The organism is Bacillus sp. FSL M8-0266, from assembly GCF_038613425.1.
GTDB lineage: Bacteria > Bacillota > Bacilli > Bacillales > Bacillaceae > Bacillus > Bacillus pumilus.
The window spans coordinates 2490440-2506173 of the sequence record NZ_CP152015.1 but is presented as its reverse complement, the minus strand read 5'-3'; the positions used below and the strand labels follow the sequence as shown (position 1 = coordinate 2506173).

Genomic DNA, 15734 nt, shown 5'->3' with positions numbered 1-15734 from the left:
AGAAGGAGCGATCTCAATCGTTCCTTTTTTTGTTTATAACTGACAGCTTGATTTTTTCCAAAACTGTACATGCTAAAACAGAGCCTGTTTCGCGCTCATGAGATTGAATTTGTACAGGGGGTTTTTCGTTTGAGACAAAAATGGCAAAAAACGATCGCATTAGTGCTTCTTCCTATTGGATTAACGGCATGTGGTGCAAATGACAATGCAGGTGTAGATACACGACATAATCAATCAGGTCAGCCAGTCGGATATCATTCGAATAACCGTGTGGATGACAATAACCAAGATCATCAAGGGCCAGTTTCAGAGCTCATGGAGGGAATGAACGGTGGGAATACAACGAATGTTGATTATCGCACCCGTCCTCAAGCTGATGATCGAACGCCTCTCGCAGGTGGAGATGGACGCTACAGTCATGGAGATATGAACTATCATAACCAAATGTCGTTCTCTGGCTACGATAAACAAGAGAACGTGCAGCGTTCAAGAAAAATTGCCAATCGCGTCAATAAAATGAACCACGTTGCAGACTCACAGGTGATGGTAACTGATGAAAGTGTGTATATTGCCATTAAATCAGATGGACGTCTAACGTCAGAAGGCGTATCACAAGTGGAAGAAGCAGCGACTCGTTATGCGGATGGAAGAGCTGTCCAAGTGATTAAAGACGAGGGTGCTTTCACACGCTTTAGAGATATGAGAAGAACACAATTTGAAACAGGTCAAACAGGCATGACTCGATAGGTTGAAGAATAAAAAAGGCTAAAGTTCCTCAAGAACTTTAGCCTTTTCTTAAAAATAAACCTTAATGCCTATATAGAATTCGTAAAAGAAATAACAGCCAAATCCAAGTAATAAAATACCAGCAATAATGGATGTCCATTTGATCATCGTTCGATTCATCACTTTTCTTGTTAAGGATATAAGGGTGAGAAGACCGATGTCATGAAGGAGAATCCCTGCCAAAATACCGCCTGATGCCAGCATAAATTCAGATGAATCTGTTTTTGTATATGCATCTGTCAGTACAGCTCCGAATACAGAAACCCAGAACACAAGGTTTCCAGGAGACACCGCAACAAGCAAGCCGTTTCTGTACGTTTTTGCGAAAGATTTATTGACTTTTTCGCCAGCTAAATGGATGTCTTGATCCGCATGTTTAATGGAATCGTATGCGAGAATCATTAAGAATATAGCTCCGATCAGCCAGAGCGGGATTTGGACAAATGGCAGTGATAAAAACTGAGCAAATCCAGCATATAAAGCCAAGATTAGTAGGAGATCGATGGTCATACCGCCTGCTCCTACAGTTAAACCATGAAAGAAGCCGTTTTTTAATCCCTGTTTTGTCATTTCAACCGTGATCGCTCCAACTGGCAGAGCAATTGAGAATCCTATGACGATAAATGTGAGAAATGTTTGCAATCGACTAGAACTTCCTTTGAAAAAGTTTGTATAAAAATTCTCCGTTTAGATTAATTATACATAATAGGAGAAAAGGATCAATGGTTATTTCAGATTTTATCTAAATGTTTGGGATAGATGATGTATATAAAGGTGTATATCAAGCTGGCTTTATCTCTTTTGTAGTAGAAAGGAACTATTTTCCTAAAACTTCTTTTTTTCATGGCATCTCTATGCTACACTGTTGTGGAAATGAATAAATGTGACTAGGGGTGCCCGCGGCTGGGCTGAGAGAGAAGTGTATGCTTCTTAACCCTTTGGACCTGATCTGGCTCGTACCAGCGTGGGGAAGTTGAAGATGATACATGTGTCATATGAATGACATTCATGTTTATTTCTAACGACGAAACCAGGTTCTGTTCATAGAGCCTGGTTTTTTTGCTGGTGCTGATTCCATCCTGTCCGGTGACAAGAAGAGAAGGAGAGAACAGCAAATGAAAGAAAAGAAAAATACCCTAACAACTCAATCCTTATTATCAAGCTTTGAAGGCAGCCGAAAGGTGTATGAGAAAGGGTCAAGACCTGACATTTTAGTGCCAAAAAGAGAGATTGTCCTTTCACAAACGGTGACGCAGGCAGGAAATATTCAAAATGAACCGATTCGTGTGTACGATACGAGTGGACCTTACACCGATGAGCGTGCTCATATCGATGTTACAAAGGGGCTTCATCGTCTGAGAGCGGCATGGATCGAAGAAAGAGAGGATACAGAAAGCTATGAAGGACGTCATGTAAAACCTGAAGATAACGGATATCGCTCCAAAGAGAAAGCGTCACATCATCATGTTCTTACTGATTTTCATCATGAGCCGCTTCGCGCAAAAAAAGGTGCCTGTGTGACGCAAATGCATTATGCAAAAAAAGGTATTGTGACGCCTGAAATGGAGTTCATCGCGTTAAGAGAAGGGCTAAGCCCTGAGATCGTGAGAGAGGAAGTAGCCAGCGGAAGAGCGGTCATTCCAGCGAATATTAACCATCCTGAAAGTGAACCGATGATTATCGGAAGGCATTTTCATGTCAAAATCAATGCGAACATTGGTAATTCAGCTGTGACATCATCCATTGATGAAGAGGTAGAAAAGATGACGTGGGCCATCAGATGGGGTGCAGACACCATGATGGATCTGTCTACAGGAAAGGACATTCATACAACGAGAGAATGGATCATTCGCAATTGCCCAGTCCCAGTAGGCACCGTTCCCATTTATCAGGCGCTTGAAAAAGTGAATGGCGTGGCAGAAGATTTGACGTGGGACGTGTACAGAGACACGTTAATTGAACAGGCAGAGCAAGGAGTAGACTACTTCACGATTCATGCGGGAGTGCGGTTAAGGTATATTCCGCTGACAGTCGATCGGGTGACCGGAATTGTTTCAAGAGGCGGTGCCATTATGGCAAGATGGTGTCTTGCCCATCATCAAGAAAATTTCCTTTATACCCACTTCGAAGACATTTGTGAGATTATGAAAACGTATGATATTGCTTTTTCACTTGGAGACGGACTCAGACCAGGATCAATAGCTGATGCCAATGATGAAGCGCAGTTTGCAGAGCTGGAAACGTTAGGTGAATTGACAGAGATCGCTTGGAAACATGATGTACAGGTGATGATTGAAGGGCCTGGACATGTTCCGATGGATAAAATCAAAGAGAATGTAGACAAACAAATGGAGATTTGCAAAGAGGCACCATTTTATACATTAGGACCTCTTACAACAGATATTGCTCCGGGATATGATCATATTACATCTGCTATCGGCGCAGCTATGATCGGCTGGTATGGGACAGCGATGCTATGCTATGTGACGCCAAAAGAGCATTTAGGTCTGCCGAACAAAGAAGATGTAAGAGAAGGTGTGATTGCCTATAAAATTGCTGCACATGCTGCTGATCTAGCAAAAGGACATCCTGCTGCTCAAAAGCGCGATGATGCTTTATCGAAAGCAAGGTTTGAATTTAGATGGCGGGACCAATTCAACCTGTCACTTGATCCAGAAAGAGCGATGGCGTTCCATGATGAAACATTGCCTGCTGAAGGCGCTAAGACTGCCCATTTTTGCTCGATGTGCGGACCGAAGTTTTGCAGCATGAAAATTTCCCATGATATTCGCAATCAATCAGAAGAAGTGAAAAAAGAGATGGAGAAGAAGGCGAAGGAGTTTATCAGCCAAGGAAGTCAAATATATTCATCCTAAAAAAGAACCTCGCACGCATGTTGTGTGGGGTTTTATCAGATCGCGGATAAGGCTTTTCTTAAGAGGTGGAAAAATGCCTTTAATGCAACCCCTATCATGTCCAGACTCGGAATAAGGGCATCTGTTAAATGAAACACGACTGTTTGTCTTTCTGGAGATGTTCGTTTCTTTTTCCGTTTCATAAAGAAAACCTCCTTTTAAATCATATACTTCTTTGCAAAGAAGAGGGATAGAGATGTTGTTTGAATTTAAACAAAATTTAAACTTCTTGTGTTTGACAGGAAAGAAGGAGGGGAAACGAGTTGAGTAGAGAATGAATGAAAAGAGCCGATCTATTTGGCAAGCTAACAAGAGAGAGTGGAAGGTGATCTTATGATGAAAGTATTTAAGGTAACATTTCATATGAACAATGGGGAAGTGCTTGATTTCGAGCTAAAACGTCCAGCTACCTATGATGTGTATAAGAAAATTGAAGAAGCCAATCATTGGTTTAAGCTGAATAATGAAATCATTAACTTATTAAATGTGAATAGCATCCATGTTGAAACAGATTGACACAGAAAAGCCGCTCAGTGAGAGCGGCTTTCATTATGCAGAGAAATCATTCCGATTATTAAGCTGACCGCGGGACAGCCAGTTCTTTTTATATAAATAAGCAATCACTTCAAGCCATAGACGCGGTGCTTTTTTCGGGAAAAAAGGTTTTTGATAATAAGCGTAAGCGGCTTTTAAATCATCCCACTGATGGCAAGCTTTTGTTTGTGTGAAACGGGCAACATCGATGACCCTGACCTGTCCTTCCTTTGTTAAGATCAGATTCCTCAGATGGATATCAGAAGGATTCAATCCTTTCTCGCGTGCTTCTTCTAGCGCATCATCGACTTGCTCAATCATTTGTTTTTTAATAGGAATCCCCTTTGTGAGGCATTCATAGAATGTATATCCTTTAATATATTCCATTAAAATATACTGATCCCCAGATTCATAAATCTCAGGGTAGTAAGACGAACCAGAGAGCTTTTCATAAATAGCGGCTTCTTTGCGGGCAATATGCTGATAAGAAGGGAAAAAGACTTTTAGCGCCATTTTCTTGCCGTCTTTTTTGTATGAAAAGACATAGGCACTTCTTCCTTTGCCGCACAGCTCAAGCTCTGCCGGTTTAAAGGCAAGCTTATGAAGACGTTTATCCTCATGATACTGAATCGATTCGGCTAATCTTTTGACTTCTGACATTGACTTCACCTTCTTTGGTTTCAGTTTATGCGGCTGAAAAACGAATGATGAAAAAACCGAGCATTCGATAAAGCAATGGATTGTATAAAACATACCATTTACGAATGAAGGATACAACGAAAGACTCTTCCCATATATTCATGTCATCGATTTGGTTAATGTTTAGAAAAATGGGTCAAACTACATATGTCATGCATCGATCTCATGTTCTAAAGAGGTGTAAATAGTGAAAGTGAAGATGAAATGTTTCGTTACAGGACTTATCATGACAAGTGTGCTTTTTTTCGCTGCGGATATGGAAGGAAAAGAACACTTGCAAAAGCAGTCAAACTCGATCACCGTGCAGCTTGAAAAAGTCTATCTAGACGGAGATGTGAGTATTGAAAGACACCGGGCATCATTAGAAGACAAAGACACATTCTGGTCGCAGTATAAAGGCTGGACGCTAGTAGAGCAGAAAGAGGATTTTGCGCTTTTTAGAAAGCAAATTGATGATATCTCTCCATTAAGTAAAGCAAATGGATATATCGGATTATCAGAGGACGGTGTGATTTCTACGTTTCATGGAAGGCCTGACGGCTGGGCGGAGCCCATTCATCTCTTTTTTCAAATTGATACGTCCCGTTTAGAAAGTCATGTGGAGGAGCAGCTTCAGCAAGGCATTCCTTTTCGAACAAAGGATGAATTTGAGCATGTGCTTGAAGTCATGAAGCCTTACCGAAATGAAATATCGTTTTAAAGCGTATAACAGCTTGCTGGTGTGAAGGCCGCAAGCTGTTTTTCGTAGTGTCATCGTAAAAATGCATTGAGCGAACGTATGTTAACTTTTATTGCGGTTTTCTTCTCGATTTATGTTACAATGAAGAACAGTCAAAGAGGTGAAAACGGTGATAGAGTTTGTAAAAGGGACCATTGATTATGTGTGCCCGCAATATGTTGTCATAGAAAACGGCGGAGTGGGATATCAAGTCTATAGCCCAAACCCGTTTATCTATCAAATAAATAAACAAGAAACAATTTATACGTATCATTACATAAAAGAAGACGCTTTTTCGTTATATGGATTTCAAACACGAGAAGAAAAAGCGCTGTTCACAAAACTGTTAAATGTCACAGGGATTGGGCCGAAGGGGGCTCTAGCGATTCTTGCTTCCGGTGATCCAGGCGCTGTCATTTCAGCGATAGAACGTGAAGATGAAGCGTTCCTGATTAAGTTCCCTGGTGTTGGCAAAAAGACAGCTCGCCAAATCATTCTCGACCTAAAAGGAAAGCTAGCTGATGTCGTGCCCGAAATGATTGGCAACCTATTTAATCACGAGGACCATATTCAGGTCGAAACGCAGCAAACGGCATTAGACGAAGCGCTTGAAGCCTTAAGTGTTCTCGGATACGGTGATCGCGAAATTAAAAAGGTTCTTCCATTGTTAAAAGAAGAAAAGAATCTCACAACCGATCAATATGTGAAAAAAGCTTTACAAAAAATGTTGAAATAGGGTGATGTCTCATGGATGAACGGCTCGTCTCAACTGAAGCAGACAACCATGAATCAGCCATTGAGCAAAGTCTGCGGCCACAGACACTTAGCCAATATATCGGTCAGCAAAAAGTAAAGGATAACCTCAGCGTGTTTATTGAGGCTGCCCGTATGAGGCAGGAAACACTCGATCATGTCCTTTTATATGGACCGCCCGGACTCGGGAAAACAACGCTCGCGTCGATTATTGCCAATGAAATGAATGTTCAGCTGCGTACAACATCTGGACCAGCGATTGAACGTCCTGGTGATTTGGCGGCGATTTTAACGTCTCTTGAGCCAGGTGATGTGTTGTTTATAGATGAAATTCATCGCTTGCAGCGCTCAATTGAGGAAGTGCTTTATCCGGCCATGGAGGATTTTTGTTTAGATATCGTCATTGGCAAAGGAGATACAGCACGCTCTGTACGGCTTGATTTACCGCCATTTACCCTTGTAGGTGCCACGACCCGCGTCGGGCTTTTAACAGCGCCGCTTCGTGACAGGTTTGGGGTACATGCAAGATTGGAATACTATGAGCAAAGAGATTTGGCTCACATTGTGGCAAGAACAGCCGAGCTGTTCGAGATTGGGATCGATCTTCGCTCAGCCGAAGAGATTGCAAGACGTTCCCGCGGTACGCCGAGGGTTGCCAACCGTCTGCTCAGAAGAGTAAGAGATTTTGCGCAGGTGCTTGGGAATCATGCGATTACCGAGGACATTGCGGAAGATGCCCTTGAGCGCCTTCAAGTCGACAAGCTTGGTCTTGATCATATCGATCATAAGCTGCTTTTAAGTATGATTGAAAAATTTAGAGGCGGTCCTGTTGGGCTTGATACGATCTCAGCGACAATTGGAGAAGAATCACATACGATTGAAGATGTGTACGAACCGTATTTACTGCAAATTGGTTTCCTGCAAAGAACACCAAGAGGACGGGTTGTCACAAGAGAAGCGTATGAACATTTTCAAATGGAGGTTCCGAATCGTGACTGAATTCCCTAAAATATTGATGATTTTAGGTGGTGTCCTTTTTGCCGCAGGATTAGTATTTCAATTGGTTGGTAAGCTTCCAGGTGATATTTTTGTGAAAAAAGGAAATGTGACGTTCTTTTTTCCTGTGATCACATGCATTGTCATTAGCATCGTGCTCACGATATTACTTAATATCTTTGGACGGATGAAATAACGTTAACTAGTTAACTACAGAATAGGTGAAGGAAATGAAGCTAGAACTATTTGATTTTGATTTACCAGAAAGATTGATTGCACAAGTACCGCTTGAAAAACGAGATGCATCAAGACTGATGGTCTTAAACAAACAAACGGGTGAGGTGACACACGATACATTCTCACAAATCACCGATTATTTTCAAACGGGTGATTGTCTCGTTTTAAATAATACGCGCGTTTTGCCGGCACGTTTGTTTGGAATGAAAGAGGATACAGGTGCAAAAGTTGAACTTCTTCTCTTAAAACAAGAGGAAGGCGATAAATGGGAAACACTTGTAAAACCAGCCAAACGGGTGAAAAAAGGAACAGTTATCACCTTTGGTGATGGACGGCTTCAAGCGGTATGTACAGAAGAATTAGAACATGGCGGCAGAAAAGTTGAGTTTCAGTATACCGGCATTTTTTATGAAGTACTTGAATCCCTCGGTGAGATGCCGCTGCCTCCTTATATTAAAGAGCAGCTTGACGATCGTGAACGCTATCAAACGGTGTATTCGAAAGAGGTTGGCTCCGCTGCTGCTCCAACTGCTGGTCTTCACTTTACAAACGAGCTGCTGGATGCGCTGAAAGCAAAAGGTGTGCACATCGCATTCATTACACTGCACGTGGGGCTTGGTACTTTTCGTCCGGTCAGTGCAGATCGTATTGAAGAACACGAAATGCACGCAGAGTTTTACGAAATGAATGAAGAAACAGCGGCAGAGCTTAATCGCGTTCGCAAGGAAGGCGGGCGGATTATTTCAGTGGGGACAACGTCAACGAGAACGCTAGAAACCATTGCAAGTGCGCATGATGGCGAATTCAAAGCGTCAAGCGGCTGGACGTCAATCTTTATTTACCCAGGCTATACATTCAAGGCAATTGATGGTATGATCACGAATTTCCATCTGCCCAAATCCTCGTTAATCATGCTTGTCAGCGCATTAGCTGGACGAGAGCATGTCCTAAAAGCGTACAATGAGGCTGTAAAAGAGGAATACCGATTCTTCAGCTTTGGCGATGCCATGCTGATTCAATAACATCATACAACAAAGACAGGAGGGCTCATTTTTGTCGCAATTACCGATACGTTATGAGTTCATTAAATCATGCAAACAAACAGGTGCACGACTAGGGCGCGTTCATACACCGCACGGCTCCTTTGACACACCTGTATTTATGCCGGTAGGTACACTGGCTACAGTCAAAACGATGGCGCCTGAAGAATTAAAGGCAATGGAAGCAGGCATCATCTTAAGCAATACGTATCACCTATGGCTTCGTCCAGGTCATGACATTGTGAAAGAAGCAGGCGGCCTGCACAAATTTATGAACTGGGATCGAGCGATTTTGACCGATTCAGGCGGATTCCAAGTATTCTCTTTGAGTGAATTTAGAAAAATTGAAGAAGAAGGCGTCCACTTCCGTAATCATTTAAATGGAGATAAGCTGTTCCTTTCTCCTGAGAAGGCCATGGACATCCAAAATGCGCTTGGCTCTGATATTATGATGGCATTTGATGAATGCCCACCATATCCAGCAGAATACGATTATATGAAACGATCTGTAGAGCGGACAAGCAGATGGGCAGAACGCTGTCTAGAAGCGCATCAGCGTCCAGAGGATCAAGGACTGTTTGGAATTGTCCAAGGCGGAGAATACGAAGAGCTTCGCAAACAAAGTGCACAAGATCTGGTTTCACTTGATTTCCCAGGCTACGCCATCGGAGGCTTATCTGTTGGTGAACCAAAAGATGTGATGAACCGTGTACTCGAGTTCACAACGCCATTGTTACCAACAGACAAGCCAAGGTACTTAATGGGTGTCGGCTCACCAGATTCCTTAATTGACGGTGCCATTCGCGGTGTAGATATGTTTGACTGCGTGCTGCCAACGCGAATTGCCAGAAACGGTACGTTGATGACAAGCGAAGGACGTCTTGTTGTGAAAAATGCAAAATATGAGCGTGATTTCAGACCAATCGATGAAAACTGTGACTGCTACACATGTAAAAACTACACACGCGCTTATATTAGACATTTAATCAAAACAAATGAAACGTTCGGAATTCGATTAACAACTTATCATAATCTTCATTTTCTGTTAAAATTAATGGAGCAAGTGAGAGAAGCTATCCGTGAGGATCGTTTAGGTGATTTTAAAGAAGAGTTTTTTGAGCGTTACGGCTTTAACGAACCGAATGCGAAAAACTTTTAACGCATAAACGAAAAGGCTTTACAATGCTTTAGAAAGGGGTGAAATAGAATGGATGGTGGTATGGGTTCAATCATTATGATTGTTGTCATGTTTGCTGTGCTTTACTTCTTATTAATCCGTCCACAGCAAAAGCAACAAAAAGCTGTGCGTCAGATGCAGCAATCTTTATCAAAAGGCGATAAAATCGTCACAATCGGTGGTTTACACGGTGAAATCGACTACATTGATGAATCAAAAGTGGTCATCAAAACAAGCGAAAACAACCGTTTAACTTTCGATCGACGTGCTATTAGAGAACTAGCTGACAAAGGCTAATCCTCCGATACATAGCCATAAAAAAAAGAGCGATATATCCGCTCTTTTTTTATTTGCCTCGAAGATTGACGCCAATCATTCCGCCGAGCATACAAATTCCTAGAAATGCCCCATGATAGATGAACTGCTCTGGTGAAAAGGTTTCTCCAAACCCTAAATATTGAAACAAAAATACAGTGAGAGAAAAGATCATAGAAGTGATCGCACCAATGAGCCAGCCGCGCTCCTTTGCTTTTCCTCCAGAAATGATCCCCCCTAATAAAAGCGCCACAAAGGACAAAATCATAATCATCCATTTAAACGATGATTCCTGCATACTTGTGAAGGTAAGCATGAGCGATACAAGTAAGCTTGTGGCAATCATCACGATAAAAATGGCCATTAAGCCGGATAAAATCCCTTTTCCGATTTGTTTCGTTTCCTGCATGTGATTCGTCTCCTCTCCAATTGACCGAAGCTTGTCTTTTACTAAAATGTATTCACTATGAAGAAAAAATAGACATGTTTCTCACGATAAAAACAGAGGCTTTCTTTTCTACATAAATAAAGGGTTTTGACACAAGCTATGTTAGAGAAGGAGGGTTTACATCACATGCAGGACATCTTGATTATCTCCATGAGAACAATCATTTTATATTTTCTTATTTGGTTTATTTTTCGGTTAATGGGCAAGAGAGAAATTGGCGAATTGAGTATTTTAGATCTTGTCATTTTTATGATGATCGCAGAAATTGCGGTTCTCGCCATAGAAGAAGTCGAGGATCACATGTTACATACGGTATGGCCGATCCTGCTGTTAACCTTCATTCAAATCACACTCGCCTACCTCTCATTGAAATTCCAAGGTGTCCGGCGCTTTCTTGACGGTAAACCGGCCCTGCTCATTATCAATGGGAAAATCGACGAGGGTGCGATGAGAAAACAGCGATACAATTTTGATGACCTGCTCATTCAATTAAGAGAAAACAACATCGATAGCATTCAGGATGTGTCTTACGCCATTTTAGAGCCATCTGGAAAGCTTGCGGTCGTTGAAAAAGAAAACAAGCACACACACGGAGCGCTTGAGCTGCCACTTATTGCTGATGGCGTTGTACAGCACGATCATTTGAAGCAAATTAATCAAAATGAACAGTGGCTGAAAGATGAGATTGCCAAAAGGGGCTATCATGAAATTGATCAGATTTCCTACTGTAGCTTTAATCAAAAGACATTTTATATTGATTTGAAAGATGAAGTGATCAAGAAGACATGAGCTAAAGCAGTTTCCCTATAAACGGGATACGGCGAAGCTCTTCTCGCTTCACTAGCCCTAGACAGATTAATAGAATGACATACAGCGCGCACGTAACAAAGATCAGTATCACAAGCTCAATCGGGGCAGAAAAGAGCCCATTTACTTGAGATTTCAGCCAAAGGCTGACAGCCCCAGTGCCGATGATCACAAGAACGCATATCCCATATTCCTTCATTGGTAAATGAATAGGCAGTACTTTACCGACAGTTGCCGCATGAAGCAGCGTGACAAGGACGATGCCGATTAATATTGCAAGTGCTGCCCCCATAATGCCAAAGCCCGGCTGTGAAGCAAGGACAAAAATCATTCCTGTTTTCACAACAGCACCTATCAGACTATTTGTCATCGCCGCACCAGCTAAATTGAGTGCTTGCAAGACGGCTTGAAGCGGCCCTTGAAAATAATATAGAAGGAAAAATGGTGCCATGAATTTTACATAAATAGCCGCATGCGATGAACCATACATAAAGAGCGTTAAATCTTCTGCGTAAACGAAAAGAATAATACAGGAAATACCTCCGCTGAGTAGACAAAGACGCATCGCCTGCTTCAGCCTGTATTCGACCGTTTTGCGTTTGTTCTGCTCCATTCCTTCACTGATCGCTGGGACCAGTGCAGTGGAGAGAGAATACGTAATAAAGCTAGGCAGTGTCAACAGAGTTAGCGCAAGACCAGTCAACTCTCCGTATTGTCTTGTTGCCTCGACAGCCGCATATCCAGCAATGGCAAGACTTTGCGCGACAACTATCGGTTCTAAAAACCACGAAATATTCCCGATAAAACGGCTGCCTGTTGTTGGCAGGGCAATACTCATCAATTGCTTAAACGTGTCCTTACCGTCATGAATCGCCTTAAAAAATCGTTTTCGAATACGAATGGTCTTTTTATAACGAAAGGCAATCAGTAAATAAGCAAGTGAAATCATCTCTCCAATAACAGATGAAATCATCGCACCTGCTGCCGCATATTCAATCCCATAAGAAAGGAAAGCTGTTGTACATACTGCCACTAGAGAAATTCTTGCAACCTGTTCCAGTACTTGAGATATGGCAAGCGGGCTCATTTGCTGTCTGCCTTGAAAATACCCTCTTAGCACACTGGAAATGGCGATGACTGGGACAACGGGCGTAATGGCAAGCAGTGGATAGACCGTTCTAGGATCTGTCAGCATATTTTCTGCCATGATGGGTGCAAACCATAAAAAGAGCGGCGTGAATATCAGGCTGAGTGTCCCTGTTATCGCAAGGGACATGACAAGAATACGTTTTGTTTTCTGTTTGTCACCCCGGGCTTCTGCTTCTGCGACAAGCTTACTAATAGCGACAGGCAGTCCGAATTGTGTGAGCGTCACAGCGAGAAAAAAGGTAGGAGCAGCCATCATATAAAGCCCGACTCCTTCTTCGCCAATGAACCTTGCAATGACAATTCGATTGACAAAACCCAATATTCTCGTGATAAAACCTGCTAAAATTAAAATAATTGTCCCTTTTAAAAACGTTTGCTTCGTCAAATCAAAGATCACCTGCCTTCTCAAACGACATAGAATCATATACAATAAGATATGCGTGTATATCGTCCAAGCATGACAAGTCTCTCGATAAAAACTGAAAAGGGGGAGCATCCCATTGACACAACATCCGGCTGCAATTTACAAAGACCATTTAAAGCCTTTTCTGTTCAGTAAGCTTGAAGAATTCATCGTTTTGGGCTATAAAGATGTAGATTTAGAGGAATTATGGTCATACTTAGAGAATAAGAAGTGGAAGAAAAAACAAGAGTATCCGATTCATGAAATGGTTGCAGATATTTTATCTGTGAAAATTGGCGAATTTATGAACTATGCAACCGTTCAGTCGTTTAAAACGTCTGCTTTTTTGGACAGTGAAGATGGCAAGAATATGCTAGATGAACTGTTGAAATAAGCCATCTTAATGGATTCAGGTGTTTAAGGAGGAAATACATAATGAAAAAAGGGCGCATTCTTGCGTTTTTCTTAGTGGTTCTGTTAATCGGAACTGGCGTAGGCTTACTAACAAAGCCTGTTGCGAAAGATATGACGCTAGGGCTGGATTTGCAGGGTGGATTTGAAGTCCTATATGATGTACATCCAGTGAAAAAAGAGGATAAAATCACAAATAGTGTCCTCGTCAGTACAGTGGAGGCTTTAAACCGAAGAGCCAATGTGCTAGGTGTAAGTGAGCCGAACATCTCGATTGAAGGCAACAATCGTATCCGCGTGCAGCTTGCGGGAGTAAAAGATCAAAACAGAGCTAGGGAGATTCTTTCCACTGAAGCACAGCTATCCTTCAGAGATACGAATGATAAAGAACTCCTTAACGGGGCTGACCTGGTCGAAAACAGTGCAAAACAAACATTCAGTCAAACGAATGAGCCAATTGTGACGGTTAAACTAAAGGATGCGAAAAAATTTGGTGACGTCACAAGAAAAGTAGCGGCGATGGCGCCGAATAACCAGCTTGTCATTTGGCTTGATTACCACAAAGGAGATTCCTTCAAAAAAGAAGTCTCAAAATCAAACCACAAATATGTCTCTGCGCCGAATGTGAATCAAGAAATTAACAGCAGTGACGTGCAAATTGAAGGGAAATTTACTGTTCAAGAGGCAAAGGACCTTGCAAGTATTTTAAATGCCGGGGCATTGCCAGTGAAATTAACAGAAAAATATTCAACATCTGTGAGTGCACAGTTTGGTGAACAAGCACTGGACGAAACAGTGTTCGCAGGAATTGTAGGAATCGCATTTATCTTCTTATTCATGCTGCTTTATTACCGATTACCTGGTCTTATCGCTGTCATCACACTTTCAGCTTATATTTACATTACGCTTCAAGTGTTTGACTGGATGGGTGCAGTCATGACGCTGCCTGGAATTGCGGCATTGATTCTAGGGGTAGGGATGGCTGTTGATGCCAACATTATTACTTATGAGCGGATCAAAGAAGAGCTCAAGCTCGGCAAATCAGTCCGTTCTGCTTTCAGATCAGGGAACCGCCGATCATTTGCAACCATCTTTGATGCAAACTTAACAAGTATTATTGCCGGCGGCGTGCTGTTCTTTTTCGGGACAAGCTCGGTAAAAGGATTTGCAACGATGCTCATCCTATCGATTTTAACTAGCTTTATCACAGCTGTCTTCCTATCAAGATTCCTTCTCGGTCTTCTTGTTGAAAGTCGCTATCTTGACCGGAGAAAAGGCTGGTTTGGTGTTCGTCAAAAAGACATTATGAACATTCATGAAACAACAGAAACCACCGAGCCAAAAACGCCATTTGATAAGTGGGATTTCGTCAGCAAACGTAAAGGATTTATGATTTTCTCAGCTACTATCACCATTGCGGGAATCATCGTTCTTTCCATCTTCAAGCTGAATGCGGGAATTGACTTTACAAGTGGAACTAGAATTGATATCCAAAGTGATCACAAGCTGTCAACTGAACAAGTCGAGCAAGACTTTAAAAAGCTGGACCTTGAGACAGACAGTGTCGTGTTATCGGGTCAAAAAGAAAATCAGGCAGCAGCGAGATTTGTCGGTGTGCCGAACAAAGAAAAGATTGCTGAAGTGAAAGATTACTTCAAAGATAAATACGGAACGGAGCCGAACGTAAGTACAGTGTCTCCGACTGTTGGGAAAGAACTTGCCCGAAATGCATTATATGCTGTCATCATTGCTTCAATAGGGATCATTTTATATGTATCCGTTCGATTTGAATATAAAATGGCCATTGCAGCGATTATTTCACTGCTGTATGACGCGTTCTTTATCGTGGCCTTCTTTAGTATTACGCGTTTAGAGGTAGATGTCACCTTCATTGCGGCGATCCTCACAGTCATCGGATATTCGATCAACGACACGATCGTCACCTTTGACAGGGTTCGTGAACAAATGAAGAAGCGCAAACCAAAAACGATTGAAGATCTATCGTACATTGTGAACTTAAGTTTACAGCAAACCTTTACGCGATCTGTCAACACGGTATTAACCGTACTTGTCGTTGTGATCGCACTGCTTATCTTTGGATCAGCGTCAATTACAAACTTCTCCATCGCCTTACTTGTCGGTCTGTTAACAGGGGTGTACTCATCTCTATATATCGCAGCGCAAATTTGGCTCATGTGGAAAGGCCGTGAGATGAAAAAACCGGCGAAGATTGATACTGAGCAAGATATTTAATTGAGTGAGACTGCCCAAGCGGCAGTCTTTTTTCATTAGTTTTTCCGAAAATAAGACGATTCGAAAAAATATTTCGGGTATCGTTGATCTTGA

Annotated in this window: 18 protein-coding genes and 1 riboswitch; of the genes, 13 read left to right on the top strand and 5 right to left on the bottom strand. The window is 42.0% G+C overall.

Going from position 1 to position 15734, the window contains the following annotated elements:
* Window positions 1-129 precede the first annotated feature (129 nt).
* Entirely contained in the window at window positions 130-747 is a 618-nt protein-coding gene (locus MKY83_RS12825) for a YhcN/YlaJ family sporulation lipoprotein (protein ID WP_065098521.1), read from the top strand.
* A gap of 48 nt (window positions 748-795) precedes the next feature.
* Here the strand turns inward: MKY83_RS12825 and MKY83_RS12820 are convergent, their stop codons facing one another.
* On the bottom strand, window positions 796-1428 hold the full coding sequence (locus tag MKY83_RS12820) for a LysE family transporter (RefSeq protein ID WP_065098520.1): 633 nt from the start codon (window positions 1426-1428) through the stop codon (window positions 796-798).
* A gap of 237 nt (window positions 1429-1665) precedes the next feature.
* Window positions 1666-1774, top strand: a riboswitch (TPP riboswitch).
* A gap of 127 nt (window positions 1775-1901) precedes the next feature.
* Here MKY83_RS12820 and thiC point away from each other — a divergent pair.
* Window positions 1902-3662: a phosphomethylpyrimidine synthase ThiC gene (gene thiC / locus MKY83_RS12815; RefSeq protein WP_065098519.1), complete on the top strand. Its 1761-nt coding sequence runs from the start codon at window positions 1902-1904 to the stop codon at window positions 3660-3662.
* A gap of 35 nt (window positions 3663-3697) precedes the next feature.
* On the opposite strand, the gene MKY83_RS12810 is transcribed toward thiC, so the two are convergent.
* On the bottom strand, window positions 3698-3844 hold the full coding sequence (locus MKY83_RS12810; RefSeq protein WP_003216600.1) for a hypothetical protein: 147 nt from the start codon (window positions 3842-3844) through the stop codon (window positions 3698-3700).
* A 193-nt stretch (window positions 3845-4037) separates the two neighbouring features.
* On the opposite strand from MKY83_RS12810, the gene MKY83_RS12805 reads away from it, so the two are divergent.
* Entirely contained in the window at window positions 4038-4217 is a 180-nt protein-coding gene (locus MKY83_RS12805; protein ID WP_034620653.1) for a hypothetical protein, read from the top strand.
* Between the two features lie 33 nt (window positions 4218-4250).
* Here MKY83_RS12805 and MKY83_RS12800 read toward each other — a convergent pair whose 3' ends face one another.
* Window positions 4251-4895 carry a serine/threonine protein kinase gene (locus MKY83_RS12800; RefSeq protein WP_044140016.1) on the bottom strand — a complete coding sequence of 215 codons (645 nt, stop codon included), beginning with the start codon at window positions 4893-4895 and terminating at the stop codon, window positions 4251-4253.
* Window positions 4896-5133: 238 nt separating this feature from the next.
* Here MKY83_RS12800 and MKY83_RS12795 point away from each other — a divergent pair, with 238 nt between their 5' ends.
* The 7 genes from MKY83_RS12795 to yajC all read left to right on the top strand — a co-directional run bounded on the left by MKY83_RS12795 (window position 5134) and on the right by yajC (window position 10152).
* A complete protein-coding gene (locus MKY83_RS12795; RefSeq protein WP_181462012.1) occupies window positions 5134-5634 on the top strand; it encodes an intercompartmental signaling factor BofC in 501 nt (166 codons plus the stop codon).
* Window positions 5635-5782: 148 nt separating this feature from the next.
* A complete protein-coding gene (ruvA, locus tag MKY83_RS12790; RefSeq protein WP_044140019.1) occupies window positions 5783-6388 on the top strand; it encodes a Holliday junction branch migration protein RuvA in 606 nt (201 codons plus the stop codon).
* A gap of 11 nt (window positions 6389-6399) precedes the next feature.
* On the top strand, window positions 6400-7404 hold the full coding sequence (gene ruvB, locus MKY83_RS12785; protein WP_340912211.1) for a Holliday junction branch migration DNA helicase RuvB: 1005 nt from the start codon (window positions 6400-6402) through the stop codon (window positions 7402-7404).
* The gene (locus MKY83_RS12780) at window positions 7397-7597 is read left to right on the top strand and encodes a DUF2905 domain-containing protein (protein ID WP_012010741.1); all 201 of its coding nucleotides are present in this window, start codon (window positions 7397-7399) and stop codon (window positions 7595-7597) included. Before ruvB ends, MKY83_RS12780 begins: the two co-directional genes overlap by 8 nt.
* A 34-nt stretch (window positions 7598-7631) precedes the next feature.
* Complete coding sequence (gene queA / locus MKY83_RS12775) at window positions 7632-8660, top strand: tRNA preQ1(34) S-adenosylmethionine ribosyltransferase-isomerase QueA (protein ID WP_044140021.1); 1029 nt, start codon at window positions 7632-7634, stop codon at window positions 8658-8660.
* A gap of 31 nt (window positions 8661-8691) precedes the next feature.
* On the top strand, window positions 8692-9837 hold the full coding sequence (gene tgt / locus MKY83_RS12770) for a tRNA guanosine(34) transglycosylase Tgt (protein WP_044140022.1): 1146 nt from the start codon (window positions 8692-8694) through the stop codon (window positions 9835-9837).
* Window positions 9838-9885: 48 nt separating this feature from the next.
* Window positions 9886-10152, top strand: a complete 267-nt coding sequence (gene yajC / locus MKY83_RS12765; RefSeq protein ID WP_003216659.1) for a preprotein translocase subunit YajC — start codon at window positions 9886-9888, stop codon at window positions 10150-10152.
* Between the two features lie 49 nt (window positions 10153-10201).
* On the opposite strand, the gene MKY83_RS12760 is transcribed toward yajC, so the two are convergent.
* Complete coding sequence (locus MKY83_RS12760) at window positions 10202-10579, bottom strand: TIGR04086 family membrane protein (protein ID WP_044140023.1); 378 nt, start codon at window positions 10577-10579, stop codon at window positions 10202-10204.
* Window positions 10580-10744: 165 nt separating this feature from the next.
* On the opposite strand from MKY83_RS12760, the gene MKY83_RS12755 reads away from it, so the two are divergent.
* Window positions 10745-11407 carry a DUF421 domain-containing protein gene (locus tag MKY83_RS12755; protein WP_044140024.1) on the top strand — a complete coding sequence of 221 codons (663 nt, stop codon included), beginning with the start codon at window positions 10745-10747 and terminating at the stop codon, window positions 11405-11407.
* 1 nt (window position 11408) lies between these two features.
* Here the strand turns inward: MKY83_RS12755 and spoVB are convergent, their stop codons facing one another.
* The gene (gene spoVB / locus MKY83_RS12750) at window positions 11409-12959 is read right to left on the bottom strand and encodes a stage V sporulation protein B (protein WP_342487391.1); all 1551 of its coding nucleotides are present in this window, start codon (window positions 12957-12959) and stop codon (window positions 11409-11411) included.
* Window positions 12960-13074: 115 nt separating this feature from the next.
* On the opposite strand from spoVB, the gene MKY83_RS12745 reads away from it, so the two are divergent.
* On the top strand, window positions 13075-13371 hold the full coding sequence (locus tag MKY83_RS12745) for a post-transcriptional regulator (protein WP_003216788.1): 297 nt from the start codon (window positions 13075-13077) through the stop codon (window positions 13369-13371).
* 41 nt (window positions 13372-13412) lie between these two features.
* Window positions 13413-15641 (top strand): protein translocase subunit SecDF, encoded by a 2229-nt coding sequence (secDF, locus tag MKY83_RS12740; RefSeq protein WP_003216337.1) that lies wholly within the window; start codon window positions 13413-13415, stop codon window positions 15639-15641.
* Window positions 15642-15734 lie beyond the last annotated feature (93 nt).

Coding starts and splice junctions, on each gene's coding strand:
- thiC (WP_065098519.1), top strand. CDS start 1,902: ATGAAAGAAAAGAAAAATACCCTAACAACTCAATCCTTATTATCAAGC.
- MKY83_RS12810 (WP_003216600.1), bottom strand. CDS start 3,844: ATGAAACGGAAAAAGAAACGAACATCTCCAGAAAGACAAACAGTCGTG.
- MKY83_RS12805 (WP_034620653.1), top strand. CDS start 4,038: ATGAAAGTATTTAAGGTAACATTTCATATGAACAATGGGGAAGTGCTT.
- MKY83_RS12800 (WP_044140016.1), bottom strand. CDS start 4,895: ATGTCAGAAGTCAAAAGATTAGCCGAATCGATTCAGTATCATGAGGAT.
- MKY83_RS12795 (WP_181462012.1), top strand. CDS start 5,134: ATGAAATGTTTCGTTACAGGACTTATCATGACAAGTGTGCTTTTTTTC.
- ruvB (WP_340912211.1), top strand. CDS start 6,400: ATGGATGAACGGCTCGTCTCAACTGAAGCAGACAACCATGAATCAGCC.
- queA (WP_044140021.1), top strand. CDS start 7,632: ATGAAGCTAGAACTATTTGATTTTGATTTACCAGAAAGATTGATTGCA.
- yajC (WP_003216659.1), top strand. CDS start 9,886: ATGGATGGTGGTATGGGTTCAATCATTATGATTGTTGTCATGTTTGCT.
- MKY83_RS12760 (WP_044140023.1), bottom strand. CDS start 10,579: ATGCAGGAAACGAAACAAATCGGAAAAGGGATTTTATCCGGCTTAATG.
- MKY83_RS12755 (WP_044140024.1), top strand. CDS start 10,745: ATGCAGGACATCTTGATTATCTCCATGAGAACAATCATTTTATATTTT.
- secDF (WP_003216337.1), top strand. CDS start 13,413: ATGAAAAAAGGGCGCATTCTTGCGTTTTTCTTAGTGGTTCTGTTAATC.